Source organism: Actinomadura rubteroloni, from assembly GCF_002911665.1.
In the GTDB taxonomy this organism is placed as follows: Bacteria; Actinomycetota; Actinomycetes; order Streptosporangiales; family Streptosporangiaceae; genus Spirillospora; species Spirillospora rubteroloni.
The window spans coordinates 1,820,233-1,833,511 of sequence record NZ_MTBP01000002.1; the positions used below are offsets into that span (position 1 = coordinate 1,820,233).

A 13,279-nucleotide genomic window follows, 5' to 3' on the forward strand; every position below is an offset into this window, starting at 1 on the left:
CCATTCCCGCCCGGCGGCCGATCCAAAGGCCCCGCAGAGCCTATGTCAGGTCAGCGGCCCTGGTAATTGGGGGCCTCGACCGTCATCTGGATGTCGTGCGGGTGGCTCTCCTTGAGGCCCGCGGACGTGATCTGCATGAGCTGCCCCCGCCGCTGGAGTTCGGGGATCGTCCGGGTGCCCGCGTACCACATCGACTGGTGCAGGCCGCCGACGAGCTGGTGCGCGACGTTGGACAGCGGCCCCCGGTAGGGCACCTGGCCCTCGACGCCCTCGGGAATCAGCTTCTCCTCGGCCTCGACGCCGGCCTGGGCGTAGCGGTCCTTGGAGAACGACGACCCGCCACGCTCGCGGTTGCGCATCGCGCCGAGCGACCCCATGCCCCGGTAGGACTTGTACTGCTTGCCGTGGACGAAGATCAGCTCGCCGGGCGACTCCTCCACTCCGGCGAGCAGGCTGCCGAGCATGACCGTGTCCGCGCCCGCGACGATCGCCTTGGCGATGTCGCCGGAGTACTGGAGGCCGCCGTCGCCGATGATCGGGACGCCGCCCTCGCGGCCCGCCCGGGACGCCTCCACGATCGCGGTGATCTGCGGCACGCCCACCCCGGCGACGACCCGCGTGGTGCAGATCGAGCCGGGCCCGACGCCGACCTTGACCGCGTCCGCGCCCGCCTCGACCAGCGACTTCGCGCCCGCGTAGGTCGCGACGTTGCCGCCGACGACCTGGGCGCGGCTGTTGGCCTTGATCGCCGCGATCGTGTCGGCGACGCCCTTGGAGTGGCCCTGCGCGACGTCCACGATGATCACGTCGGTGCCCGCCTCGACCAGCGCGGCGGCGCGGCGCAGCGCGTCCTCGCCGACACCCACGGCGGCGGCGACGAGCAGCCGTCCGTCGGCGTCCTTGGTGGCGAGGGGATATTGCTCGCTCTTGGTGAAGTCCTTGACGGTGATGAGGCCGCGCAGGCGTCCGTCGGCGTCCACCAGCGGCAGTTTCTCGATCTTGTGCCCGGCCAGCAGCCGGAACGCCTCGTCGCGGGACACGTCCACCGGCGCGGTGATCAGCGGCATCGCGGTCATGACCTCGCGCACCGGACGCGTCAGGTCCGTCTCGAACCGCATGTCCCGGTTGGTCACGATCCCGACGAGCACGCCCCGCACGTCCGTGACCGGGACGCCCGAGATGCGGTACCGGGCGCACAGCTCCTCGACGTCGGCGAGCGTCGCGTCGGGCAGGCACGTCACCGGGTTGGTGATCATCCCGGCCTCGGAGCGCTTGACGCGGTCGGCGTGCGCGGCCTGCTCCTCGATCGACATGTTGCGGTGCAGGACGCCGATGCCGCCCTGGCGGGCCATCGCCACGGCGGTGCGCGCCTCGGTGACGGTGTCCATCGCGGCCGACGCCAGCGGGATCCGCAGTTCGATCTCGCGCGTCAGCCGGGTCGTGGTGTCGGCCTCGCCGGGCTGCAGGTCGGAGTAGCCGGGGAGCAGGAGGACGTCGTCGAACGTCAGACCCGGCGGGAGGATCGGGGTGGGCTCGGCTGGCGTGTTCATGACGACCTTCCCGTAGGCGGCGGTGGGGTGGTGCCTCGCGGCGACCCGGCACGGCGCGGGAGAGCGACGCGCGGCGGCGGGCATCGGGCCAGGTCACGGCGGCTACCCCACATCGTAGGACGTTCCCGGCGACTCGGCCCCGCGTTCGCCGAGCCGCCCGAGTGGCCTTCGCGACATCGGGAAAGCCCGTTTCGGGGGGCAACACGGGCATCGGAAGGCGCATTCCCGGCGTTCCGGGGCCGCACGATCCGAAAATCGTTCGCGTCCGGAAACACGCCGGGGGGTGCGCCGGGAGGGGTCGGTCGGGTTAGCGTGGTGGGGTGCATGACGACGCTCCGCCCGACCCGTTCGCCGGCGACCCGGAGGACCCGGCCGCCTCGCTCGGCGACCCCGGCGGCGACACGGCCCCGCTCAGCCTGACCGAGCGGGAGGACGTCCTCGCCGACCTCGCCGACCTGGAGGTGTTCCGCGCGCTGCTGGAACCCCTCGGCGTGCGGGGCCTCACCGTGGAGTGCGGCGACTGCGGCAAGACCCATTACATCGACTGGGAGCTCCTGCACGGCAACCTGCGCCACCTGCTGGACCGCGGGCTGCCGCGCGTCCACGAGCCCGCCCTGTCCCCCGACCCCGTCGACTACGTGAGCTGGGAGTACGCGCGCGGCTACGTGGACGGCGTGATCGACAGCGAAGAGGGACGCGACACGCCCTGACACGCCCCGTCCCGACGCGACACGCGGACGACACGGCACACGCCCGACTCGGCCTGTCCCGACGCAGCCTGTCCCCACGCGGCACGCCTGACATGGCCTGTCCTGACGCGGCCTGTCCTGACGCGGCCTGTCCTGACGCGGCCTGTCCTGACGCGGCCTGTCCTGACGCGGCCTGTCCTGACGCGGCCTGTCCTGACGCGGCCTGTCCGACGCGGCACGCACGCCTGACGCGGCACGCCTGACGTGGTGTTTCCCGGCCGGCCGCGTGGGCCGGCCGGGACACGTCACGGGAACTCGGGCAGCCCGAGGCCGCGCTGCAACTGGCGGCGCAGGTCGTCGACCGTCCCGATCGGGTCGCGCACGATGGGCGGCGGCTCGACGCGCTGGTCGCGCTTGCGGGACGGACGCGGGTTCAGCAGTCCGCCCAGGCCGTCGCGCAGGCCGCCGACCGGGTCGGGCGCCCCGCCCTTGGGGTTCGGCCGGGCGGGCTTGCGCGGCAGCGTCCGCGGCGGCCGGTCCGGCTGCGGCGGCACCCCGAGCTTGATCGTCCCGGCCACGCTGTCGCCGGGGGCCGCGCCCGCCGTCGTCCGGTGCGGCGCCTCGCCCGTGATGACGGGCACGAAGCCGTGTTCGAGCGTGAGCCGTCCGGCCGCCGCCGCCACGCCGGTGCTCGCCAGCAGGGTCGTCGCGACGCCGAACGCCACGATCGCGCTCGGCCCGCCGCGCCGTCGCCGGCGCAGGTCCACCGGTTCCACGACGGCAGGGTCCTTCGCGCGCTCCCCGTCGTCGCCGTCGGCCGCGCCGTCGGGGGACGGCCCGTCCGCCCGTTCCGGCCGCCGGGACGGCACCGCGCCGTCGCGCGGCGGGTCCGGCAGCGGCCCGAGGACGTCCAGCGGGTCCGCACCGGGCTCGGCTCCCGCGAACAGCTCCGGGAACACCTCCTGGACGCTCGGCGCCTGCGCGGACTGGTCGACCGCGGACGGATCCGGCACGGCCTGGAGCGGCGGTTGCCCGGTCACGTCGGCGACGAGCGCGCCGAGCAGCCGCACGGCGGGGTCGTCGAAGGCCGCGAGATCGCCCGCGGACCCGCCGGCGAGCGCGTCGAGCAGGGCGTCGGTGCGCGCCATCTCGGCCGCCTCGGTGCCGGCGAGCTGGATCACGACGCCGCCGGGCGCACGACGCGCGCCCGGGAATCCGGAACTCGGGGGCTCGGGCGGATCCGGGGCGCCAGGGCTCCGTCCCGTCAAGCGATCGACTCCTCTCTGGCCATCGCCCGCAGCCGGGTGAGCGCCCGATGCTGGGCCACCCGTACCGCCCCCGCGGACATGCCCAGAACATTACCGGTCTCTTCCGCCGACAGCCCGGCCACCACCCGCAGCAGGACCAGCTCCCGCTGGTGGTCGGGCAGCCGGGTCAGCAGGTCACGGGCCCGTTCGGCCTCGATGTTGCGCACCACCGTCTCTTCCGGACCTGGCCGTTCGTCCGGGCCGTCGGGAAGGTCGGCGGTGGGCACGGCGGCGCGGACGGCGCTGCGCATCGCGTCGGCGATCTTGTGCGCGGCGATGCCGAAGACGAACGACGCGAAGGGCCGTCCCATGTCCCGGTACCTGGGCAAAGCCGACAGAACGGCGATGCAGACTTCCTGCGCCACGTCGTCGGCGATGTGGTACTGGCCGGAGATCCGGCCGAGCCGCGCGCGGCAGTAGCGGACGATCATCGGCCGGACCTGGCCGATCAGGGCCTCGATCGCGCCCTCGTCGCCCTCGACGGCCAGCCGTGTCAGGGCGCGCATGTCCGACTCGTCGGCGCGGTGCTCGGCGGCGGCGCGCAGCAGCCGGACGCGCGCCGCGCCCCGGGGCGGAGGAACCGGCGGCCCCCCCGAGGGCCCGGTGACGCTCGTGGACGTGGTCCCGGCGATGCATCCCTCGGTCACATGGATGATGATGCCCAGCCGGGAGGGGCCTGTCGCCCCGCTCGTCGACAACGGAATGGTCACAGTGCCGCGGAAGAATACTAAAAATCACGCATAGTCGCCGCCTCGCGCCGCACTGTGCGGAACGGCGGGCCGAAAACGACGGGACCTCCGCCCGAAAAGCGGAGGCCCCGTTCCTGAACCGGGTTCAGAACCTGGTCAGTGACCGTGCCCGTGACCGTGCCCGTGGCCGCCAGTGGCCTCCTCGGACTCGGCCGGCTTCTCCACCACGAGCGCCTCGGTGGTGAGCAGCATCCCGGCGATCGACGCGGCGTTGGTGACGGCCGAACGCGTCACCTTCACCGGGTCGATGACGCCCTGCGCCACCAGGTCGCCGTACTCGCCGGTCGCGGCGTTGAAGCCGTGGCCCGCGTCCAGCTCGCGGACCTTGGAGACCACGACGTAGCCCTCCTGGCCCGCGTTCTCGGAGATCCAGCGCAGCGGCTCGACCAGCGCGCGGCGCAGGGCCTCCGCGCCGGTGGCCTCGTCGCCCGACAGGCCGAGCGCGTCGAAGTCGGCCTTGGCCAGGTGGACCAGCGCCGAGCCGCCGCCCGAGACGATGCCCTCCTCGATGGCCGCGCGGGTCGCCGAGATGGCGTCCTCCAGGCGGTGCTTCTTCTCCTTCAGCTCGACCTCGGTGGCCGCGCCGACGCGGAGCACGCACACGCCGCCCGACAGCTTGGCCAGACGCTCCTGGAGCTTCTCGCGGTCCCAGTCGGAGTCGCTGTTCTCGATCTCGACCTTGATCTGCGCGACCCGGCCGTGGATGTCGTCGGCCGAACCGGCGCCGTCCACGATCGTGGTGGCGTCCTTGGTGACCGTGACGCGGCGGGCGCGGCCGAGGTGCTCCAGCTCGACACCGTCGAGCTTCAGGCCGATCTGCTCGGAGATGACCTGGCCGCCGGTCAGGACGGCCATGTCGCCGAGCATCGCCTTGCGGCGGTCGCCGAAGCCGGGCGCCTTCACCGCGATGGACGTGAACGTCCCGCGGATCTTGTTGGCGACCAGCAGCGCCAGGGCCTCGCCCTCGACGTCCTCGGCGACGACCAGCAGCGGCTTCTTGGTCTGGGCGACCTTCTCCGCGATCGGCAGGAACTCCTGCACGTTGGAGACCTTGCCGTCGACGATGAGCACGTAGGCGTCCTCCAGGACGCCCTCCATGCGCTCGGTGTCGGTGACCATCTGCGGCGACAGGTAGCCCTTGTCGAACTGGAGGCCCTCGGTGAACTCCAGTTCGAGGCCCATCGTGTGGGCCTCCTCCACCGTGATGACGCCGTCCTTGCCGACCTTGTCGAACGCCTCGGCGATCAGCTCGCCGATCTTGGCGTCCTGCGCGGAGATCGTCGCGACGTGCGCGATCTCGCTCTTCTCACCGACCTCGCGGGCCGTCTTGAGGAGCTGGTCGGAGACGTACCGCGCCGCCGCGTCGATGCCGCGCTTGAGGCTCAGCGGGGACGCGCCGGCCGCGACGTTGCGCAGGCCCTCGCGGACCAGCGCCTGCGCCAGGACGGTCGCGGTCGTCGTGCCGTCGCCGGCGACGTCGTTGGTCTTGGTCGCGACCTCCTTGGCGAGCTGGGCGCCCAGGTTCTCGTACGGGTCCTCCAGCTCCACCTCGCGCGCGATCGTCACGCCGTCGTTGGTGATCGTCGGCGCGCCGAACTTCTTGTCGATGACGACGTTGCGGCCGCGCGGGCCGATCGTCACCTTGACGGCGTCCGCGAGGGCGTTGACGCCGCGCTCCAGCGCCCGGCGTGCGCCCTCGTCGAATTCCAGGATCTTCGCCATGAGGAAAACTCCACCTCTCCGTGCTCGGTGCCGCTACGCGAGCCGCCCCGGGCGCGCCCCTCGCGGGACGGGACCGGGGCGGCTGGTCACGGCGTGACTACTTCTCGATGACCGCGAGGACGTCGCGGGCGGAGAGGACGAGGTACTCCTCGCCGTTGTACTTGACCTCGGTGCCGCCGTACTTGCTGTACAGCACGACCTCGCCGACCTTGACGTCGACGGGCACGCGCTCGCCCTTGTCGTCGACCCGGCCCGGGCCCACGGCGATGACGGTGCCCTCCTGGGGCTTCTCCTTGGCCGTGTCCGGAATGACCAGGCCGGAGGCCGTGGTGGTCTCGGCTTCGAGCGGCTGGACGACGATGCGGTCTTCGAGCGGCTTGAGAACAACCTTGGTGGCGGTCGTCACGATCTGACCTCCCCTTTGCTTGCATGCCGGCACCAGCCGGCGTCAACGTTGACAGAGAGGCGACCCTGGACCGGCCTGCCGTCGCGGGTGCCAGACCGACCTTGTCGCTGTGCTTGGCACTCTACCGTGGAGAGTGCCAAGCATGAAAACTATGGGTCCTTCCCGGACGCGTCAACATCCCCACTACGTTCCTGTGGCATGGACATCGAAGGTTTCCGTGCGCTTCGCTCGGACGTCGGACGGGACGTCCTGGACGCGGCCTCGAACGCCGACGTGTCCGAATCCGGCCTGCTCGCCACGGCCGCCAAGCTCCGCGAGGCGTACCCGCCCGAGCTGGTGTCCGCCGCGCTGACGCAGGTCAGGCTGCGCGAGCGGGCGCGGGCGAAGTTCGGCGCGGACGCCGCCCGCATGTTCTTCACCCCGGACGGCCTGGAGCAGTCCACGCGCGCGGCGGTCGCCGTCCACCGGGCGCGCCGGTTCGCGGCGGTGCCCGGCCCGGTGCTGGACCTCGGCTGCGGCATCGGCGCGGACCTGCTGTTCCGCGCCCGCGCCGGGATCGCCGGGACGGGCGTCGAACGCGACCCGCTGACCGCCGAGGTCGCCCGCGCCAACCTGGCCGCGTTCGGCGTCGCGGCGAACGTCGTCGTCGGGGACGCGACGCGCGCCGACCCGTCCGGCTTCGGCGCGGTGTTCGCCGACCCGGCACGCCGGACGGCGCGGGGCCGCGTCTTCGATCCGCGCTCCTACGAACCGCCGCTGGACACCGTCCTGGAGCTGGCGGGGCGCGTCCCGGCGGCGTGCGTGAAGGTCGCGCCGGGCGTCCCGCACGACGCGGTGCCGGACGGCGCGGAGGCCGAGTGGATCTCGGTGGGCGGCGAGGTGAAGGAGGCCGCGCTGTGGCTGGGCGGCCTGGCGGGCGGGACGGCGCGGCGGGCGACGCTGCTGCCGTCCGGCGCGACGCTCACCCCGGACCCCGCGCTCGGGGAACCGGTGCAGCGCGACTTCGGCCGCTTCCTCTACGAACCGGACGGCGCGGTGATCCGGGCGGGGCTCGTCGCGGAGGTCGCGGCGCTCGTCGGCGGCGGGCTCGCCGATCCGCGCATCGCCTACGTCACGTCCGACGAGGAGCACGCGACGCCGTTCGCGGCGGCCTACGCGGTCGAGGACGTCCTGCCGTTCTCGCTCAAGCGGCTGCGCGCCGAGCTGCGGCGGCGCGGCGCCGGGGCGCTGACGCTGAAGAAGCGCGGCTCGGCCGTGGACGTGGACCGGCTGCGCCGCGACCTCGGCTTCGCCCGCCGCGCGCCGCGCGGGGCCCCGCCGGTGACGGTCGTGCTGACGCGGGTCGGGGACGCGCCGGTCGCGCTGATCGTCGCGCCGCTCGCGCCGGGACCCGCCGGGACGTCCTGACCCGCCCGCATCGAGGCCGAAGATCTTCGCAGCCGTCCGGCGGGCCAAGCCGGGCCGGGCGGCGCGCCATGCCCGCGCAAATCCTTCCGCGCGTTCCGGTATCGCGGTCCCCATGAATTCAGGGGCGGCGCGAAAAGCGTTTCCGGACGGCCGGGGAACGCCGTTCCGCCCGTCCCTACAGTGGGCCGCGCAGCCATTTCCGGCGCACGAAGGAGCAGCGGGTGGAAACCGATCACGCCGTCCCGCGCACGGCGGGCCAGCCGGTCACCGACCGGATGCGGGAGCTGCTCGCCCGCACGGCGCGCGACCAGGTCTACGAGCAGCGCTCGCACGGCCAGGTGCTGGACGAGTTCCGGCAGCGGCTCGAAGGCATGGAATGGCTGCTGCGCGAAGTGCGGGACCGGGAGCTGGCCGCGCTCGCCGCGCAGATCGAGGACGGCATCGGCCGCGTGGACGAGGCCGCGCAGCGCGTCACGGACCTGGCGCGGCGGCTGGACCGGCTCCAGGGCGGGATGGAGGCGTCGTCGGTCCGCTTCAACCGGCTGGACAAGGCGCTCGCCGAGCAGGGCCACCGGAACGACCGGCTGGAGCACGCGGTCGGCGAGGTGTCCGCGCGGGTCGACCGGTCCCTCGGCGATCTGGCCGGACGCGTCGAGAAGGGCCTGGACGCCGTCGCCGGGCGGATGGAGGGCGTCGCCGGGCGCCTGGACGGCCTGGACGGGCGCCTCGCCGGGCTCACCGGCCGGCTCGACGGCGTGGACGGCCGGTTCACCGGACTGGAGGCCACCGTCCGGACGGCGGGCGACCACGCGGAGGTCGTCCAGCGGCTCGCCGCGCTGGAGGAGATGATGATCACGCTGGCCGAGGCCCTGTTGCGCCCGCGGCACGATGGTGGGGAGTGACCGAGAAAGTCGGCCGGTTCATCCGACAAGTCCTATTTTCTCCGCTTTAATCCCCCGGCGATGACCGGCTTCGTCAGTCATTCACCGACGTGACGTGCTGCTCGTGACGTTCCGTCTTCGCAAAATCACTCCCCATGCCCGCCCGAATCCGTTTTGATGGATCTCGTGACCGACTCGGACCCGTCCCGTCGCCCGCCGGGCAGGCGCACGCTCCGCTGGATCGAGGAATGCTGCGGGCTCGGCTCGACCGTCCGCGCGATCCGGCCGCTGCCGGGCTGCGGGCACGTCAACCACGCGGTCGTCGTGGAGACGGGCGCGGGCTCGGTGCGCACGCTCGTCCTGCGCCGCTGGCCCCGTCCCGCCGACGAGAACGCCTGCGCCATCGCCGCCGAGTTCTCCCCCGAGCGGGAGATCGCCGCGCTGACCCTGCTGGCGGGCAACGGGGTGGCCGCGCCGCCGCTCGTCGCCGCCGACCCGTCCGGCGCCTACACCGACGCGCCCGCGCTGCTGCTGGAGCGGCTGCCGGGCCATCCGCCCCGCCCGACTCCGAACGACCTGCCGGTCGTGCTCATCCAGACGGCGGCGGCGCTGCTGCCGATCCACGCGGTGCGCGGCGCGTCGTCCATGCCGCACTACGTCCCGCGCATCGCCGCCGAGGACGCCGCGCCGCCCCCGCGCGCGACCCGTCCGGACGTGTGGGAGCGCGCCGCCGAGATCGCCGCGGGCCGCGCCCCCGACGCGCCGGCCCGCTTCATCCACTGCGACTACCAGCCCGACAACACGCTCTGGGCGTTCGGCGCGCTGAGCGGCGTCGTGGACTGGTCGGAGGTGTCGTGCGGCCCGGCGGCGGTGGACGTCGCGGTGATGCGGCTGCACCTCGGGCTGCGCTACGGCCTGCCCGTCGCCGACAGTTTCGTGGAGATCTTCGACCAGGTTTCGGGCGGCTACGCCCACGACCCGTACTGGGACGTCCGGGTCGCACTGGACGCCCTGCCCGGCGGCGTCGGCGTCCTGGACGAGGCCCACGTCCTGCTGCACGAGGCGTTCCTCGGCGCCGCGCTCGCCCGCCTGGGCGCCGCCGCTACCGGCTGACCTACAGCGACACCGTCTCGATCGGCAGGCTGGAGTCGGCGGGCAGGTCCAGCGCGGACGGCGCCAGCCCCGCCCCGACCAGTTCCGCGCCGAGCGCCGCGACCATCGCGCCGTTGTCGGTGCACAGCTTCGGCCGCGGGATCCGCAGCCGCACCCCCGCCGCGTCGCACCGCTCCTGCGCCAGCGCCCGCAGCCGCGAGTTCGCCGCCACGCCGCCGCCGATCACGAGGTCCCCGACGCCGTTGTCGCGGCACACCTTGATCGCCTTGTGCGTCAGGACGTCCACGACGGCCTCCTGGAACGACGCGGCGACGTCCGCGACCGGCACCGGCTCCCCCGCGCGCTCGCGCGCCTCGACCCAGCGCGCGACGGCCGTCTTCAGCCCGGAGAACGAGAAGTCGTAGGTGCCGTCGGCGTACTTGCCGCGCGGGAACGCGATCGCCGCCGGGTCGCCCTTGCTCGCCTCGCGGTCGATGAGCGGGCCGCCGGGGAAGCCGAGGTCCAGCACGCGGGCGACCTTGTCGAACGCCTCGCCGGCCGCGTCGTCCACGGTCGCGCCGAGGGACCGCACGTCCGTCGCGACGTCCGGGACGAGCAGCAGCGACGAGTGCCCGCCCGACACCAGCAGCGCCACGCACGGCTTGGGCAGCCGGCCGTGTTCGAGCTGGTCCACCGCGACGTGCGCGGCGAGGTGGTGGACGCCGTACAGCGGGCGGCCGAGCGACAGCGCGTACGCCTTCGCGGCGGCGACCCCGACCATCAGCGCACCGGGCAGCCCGGGGCCCGCTGTGACGGCGAACGCGTCCACGTCGGCGAGCGTCAGCCCCGCCCCGCGCAGCGCCCGCTCCACCGTCGGCGTCATCGCCTCCAGGTGGGCGCGCGACGCCACCTCGGGCACGACGCCGCCGAACCGCGAGTGCTGCTCGACGCTGGACGCGATCGACTCGCCGAGCAGCGTCGTCCCCCGCACGATCCCGACCCCGGTCTCGTCGCAGGACGTCTCGATGCCGAGCACGATCGGCTCCGAGTCGATGATCATGTTCCCCTCCGGCTGAACCCGACCGGCCCGCGCCGTCCCGCGCGGCGGCTCATCACGACGGCGTCCACGCCGGACGGCTGGTAGTAGCCCCGCCGCAGCCCGATCCGCTGAAACCCGAACCGCTCATAAAGCCGCTGCGCAGACGCATTATCAGCGCGGACCTCCAAGAACACGGCCTCACACTTCCGCCGCTCCGCCTCGTCCAGCAACGCGGTGAGCAACGTGGCGCCGACCCCCGCCCCCCGCCGGTCCGCACGCACCCCGATGGTCTGCACGTCGGCCTGCCCACCCGCCGCCGCAAGCCCCGCATACCCGACGATCTCCCCGCCGATCTCCGCGACAAGGTAGTGCCGCGTCCCCGGCTGCCCCTCCAGCTCCGCACTCAACATCGCCGCCGACCACGCGTCCTCGGGAAAGATCTCCTCCTCCAGCGCGTGCACCGCGAACACGTCCTTCTCCCGCATCCCCCGCAACACCACCCCGCTCATGTGTCCCCCGCCCGCCTGCGGCGCGCCGAGAAGCCGCGCGCTTCCCTCGTCGCTCTGGTCGCAAGCTCCCGCCACTCCTCAGTCCAGCGCCCGGCGCGCGCCGCAGGCGCGCGCCGTGCTCCCCGCACGCCCGCGACGCGCCTCAAGCCGCGCGCTTCCCTCGTCGCTCTGGTCGCAAGCTCCCGCCGCTCCTCAGTCCAGCGCCCGGCGCGCGCCGCAGGCGCGCTCATCGCGGCGTGACCTTTTTGCGGGGGCCCGGGGCGACGGCGTCGGGACGGCGCAGGTAGAGCGGTTCGGGCGGGAGGAGTTCGGGGCCGGGACGGCCGGACAGGCGCGCGATCACCAGGTCGGCGAGCGCCGTCGCCGACGGGCGCAGCGGGTCCGGCGCGGACGCGCCCGCGAGCACGCCCGAGTAGAGGACCGCGCCCTCGCCGATCACGGGCAGGCCGTCGGGGGCGCCGGCCAGGACGTCGGCGGCGGGGCCGACGGACGGGCCGGTCACGCGGACGCCCGCCGACGCGTACCGGGCCCAGTAGACCTCTTTGCGGCGCGCGTCGGTGGCGACGGCGAACGGGGTCGTCCGGCCGGACGCCCACGCGATCACGTCGAGCGTGCACACGCCGTGCACCGGCACGTGCAGCGCCTCGCCGAGCGACCGCGCGGTGACGAGCCCGACGCGCAGCCCCGTGTAGGGGCCGGGGCCGACGCCGACCGCGATCGCGCCGAGGTCGGCGGGCGCCGCGCCCGCCTCGGCCAGCACCCGCTGGACGGACGGGGTCAGCAGCTCGGTGTGGCGGCGGGCGTCCACGGCCTCGGCCGACGCGCGGGCGCGGACCGCCGCGCCCGGAACCCACTCGTACAGCGCGACGGTGACCGCCGCGGTGGCGGTGTCGAAAGCCAGGACCAGCACGAAGGGACAGCGTAGTCCAGCGGGGGCCCGCGCCGTCCGCGCTCAGCGGGCGCCGAGTTCGCCGATCATGGCGCGGGCGGCCTGCTCGGCGCCGGACACGGCCTGCGCGGCGGCCAGCGGACGGCCCCGGTCGGCCCCGCCGTAGCGGACGGTCACGAGCAGGTTCCCGACCCGGACGTTCGTCACCGCCGACGCCGAGCCGTCCCCGGAGTCCTGGCTGGTGACGACGTAGTTCTCCTCGCCGAGGCCGCCGACCCGCGACTTTCCGGTCAGCCGCTGCCCGTCGACCAGGGAGCGTCCGGACTCGTCGGCCGTGCGCTCGGCACGGAACGTCGCGGCGGCCCGCTCGGCGGCCGAGCCCGCGCCGGACGGGGCGATCGCGCGCAGCTCGACGGTCAGCAGCCGCTTCCGGTTGCCGGTGTAGGCGCCCCAGACGCACTGGTTCTGGCGGTCGCTGGCCTGGTAGTTGTCCGCGGGCGTGCGGTCCGCGCCGGGCGCGAGCCGGCCCGCGAGAGCGGCCGGGAACACCGTGCAGGCGTCGGGGACGTCGGCGCGGTCGGCGTGGGCGAGCGGCGTGCGGGCGGCCACGCTGTCGCCGCCGACCCGGCCGCCGTCCAGGACGTGCGTGCCGGACAGCAGCGCGATCGCGGCGCCCGCGCAGGCGGCGACGCCGACCGTGATCCCGGCGATCACCGTGCCGCGCCGGCCGCCCCGCTGCCGCCGGCGGCCCGCGACCCGGTGGCTGCCCGTGCCGGCGCGCCGGGTCTGCCGGGACGACCGCGCCGCGTGCCGGGAACCGCCCGTCGCCCGCGCGGGGGCGGACGGCGCGAAATAGGGACCGGACTCCTGGGCCCCGTACGGCCGTCCGTAAGGACCGGAATCACCCGCGCCCTGGAGGCGCCGATCGTCCGCGCCGGGATAGCCGCCGCGCTGGCCGCCGTTCACGCGTCCTCGCTCCCGCCGAGCAGCAAATCATGCGATTTGTGCAGTCCAGCCATGTTCCGGCAAAGAGTACGAC

The 13,279-nt window shown here is 74.2% G+C and carries 13 protein-coding genes; 4 read left to right on the forward strand and 9 right to left on the reverse strand.

What is annotated here, in order from left to right; genetic code table 11:
• Positions 1 to 50: 50 nt before the first annotated feature.
• On the reverse strand, positions 51 to 1,550 hold the full coding sequence (gene guaB / locus BTM25_RS19860) for an IMP dehydrogenase (RefSeq protein WP_103564753.1): 1,500 nt from the start codon (positions 1,548 to 1,550) through the stop codon (positions 51 to 53).
• 320 nt (positions 1,551 to 1,870) lie between these two features.
• Between guaB and BTM25_RS19865 the strand changes: the two genes are divergently transcribed.
• Complete coding sequence (locus BTM25_RS19865; RefSeq protein WP_103564334.1) at positions 1,871 to 2,260, forward strand: DUF5319 domain-containing protein; 390 nt, start codon at positions 1,871 to 1,873, stop codon at positions 2,258 to 2,260.
• Between the two features lie 284 nt (positions 2,261 to 2,544).
• Here BTM25_RS19865 and BTM25_RS19870 read toward each other — a convergent pair whose 3' ends face one another.
• The 4 genes from BTM25_RS19870 to groES form a co-directional block, all read right to left on the reverse strand.
• Complete coding sequence (locus BTM25_RS19870; protein ID WP_103564335.1) at positions 2,545 to 3,420, reverse strand: hypothetical protein; 876 nt, start codon at positions 3,418 to 3,420, stop codon at positions 2,545 to 2,547.
• An 83-nt stretch (positions 3,421 to 3,503) separates the two neighbouring features.
• Positions 3,504 to 4,094: a sigma-70 family RNA polymerase sigma factor gene (locus BTM25_RS19875; protein ID WP_328589659.1), complete on the reverse strand. Its 591-nt coding sequence runs from the start codon at positions 4,092 to 4,094 to the stop codon at positions 3,504 to 3,506.
• A gap of 297 nt (positions 4,095 to 4,391) precedes the next feature.
• Entirely contained in the window at positions 4,392 to 6,017 is a 1,626-nt protein-coding gene (groL, locus tag BTM25_RS19880) for a chaperonin GroEL (RefSeq protein WP_103564336.1), read from the reverse strand.
• Positions 6,018 to 6,114: 97 nt separating this feature from the next.
• A complete protein-coding gene (groES, locus tag BTM25_RS19885) occupies positions 6,115 to 6,423 on the reverse strand; it encodes a co-chaperone GroES (RefSeq protein ID WP_019632552.1) in 309 nt (102 codons plus the stop codon).
• A gap of 198 nt (positions 6,424 to 6,621) precedes the next feature.
• Between groES and BTM25_RS19890 the strand changes: the two genes are divergently transcribed.
• The 3 genes from BTM25_RS19890 to BTM25_RS19900 all read left to right on the forward strand — a co-directional run bounded on the left by BTM25_RS19890 (position 6,622) and on the right by BTM25_RS19900 (position 9,824).
• Complete coding sequence (locus BTM25_RS19890) at positions 6,622 to 7,830, forward strand: class I SAM-dependent methyltransferase (RefSeq protein WP_103564337.1); 1,209 nt, start codon at positions 6,622 to 6,624, stop codon at positions 7,828 to 7,830.
• A gap of 221 nt (positions 7,831 to 8,051) precedes the next feature.
• Positions 8,052 to 8,732: a hypothetical protein gene (locus BTM25_RS19895; protein WP_205648160.1), complete on the forward strand. Its 681-nt coding sequence runs from the start codon at positions 8,052 to 8,054 to the stop codon at positions 8,730 to 8,732.
• A 156-nt stretch (positions 8,733 to 8,888) separates the two neighbouring features.
• Positions 8,889 to 9,824, forward strand: a complete 936-nt coding sequence (locus BTM25_RS19900) for a phosphotransferase family protein (protein WP_235828498.1) — start codon at positions 8,889 to 8,891, stop codon at positions 9,822 to 9,824.
• Between the two features lies 1 nt (position 9,825).
• Here the strand turns inward: BTM25_RS19900 and tsaD are convergent, their stop codons facing one another.
• The 4 genes from tsaD to BTM25_RS19920 form a co-directional block, all read right to left on the reverse strand.
• On the reverse strand, positions 9,826 to 10,863 hold the full coding sequence (gene tsaD / locus BTM25_RS19905; RefSeq protein WP_103564338.1) for a tRNA (adenosine(37)-N6)-threonylcarbamoyltransferase complex transferase subunit TsaD: 1,038 nt from the start codon (positions 10,861 to 10,863) through the stop codon (positions 9,826 to 9,828).
• Positions 10,860 to 11,351, reverse strand: a complete 492-nt coding sequence (gene rimI, locus BTM25_RS19910; RefSeq protein ID WP_103564756.1) for a ribosomal protein S18-alanine N-acetyltransferase — start codon at positions 11,349 to 11,351, stop codon at positions 10,860 to 10,862. Before rimI ends, tsaD begins: the two co-directional genes overlap by 4 nt.
• 226 nt (positions 11,352 to 11,577) lie before the next feature.
• Complete coding sequence (gene tsaB, locus BTM25_RS19915; protein WP_103564339.1) at positions 11,578 to 12,261, reverse strand: tRNA (adenosine(37)-N6)-threonylcarbamoyltransferase complex dimerization subunit type 1 TsaB; 684 nt, start codon at positions 12,259 to 12,261, stop codon at positions 11,578 to 11,580.
• A 42-nt stretch (positions 12,262 to 12,303) separates the two neighbouring features.
• Positions 12,304 to 13,206 (reverse strand): hypothetical protein, encoded by a 903-nt coding sequence (locus tag BTM25_RS19920; RefSeq protein ID WP_103564340.1) that lies wholly within the window; start codon positions 13,204 to 13,206, stop codon positions 12,304 to 12,306.
• Positions 13,207 to 13,279 lie beyond the last annotated feature (73 nt).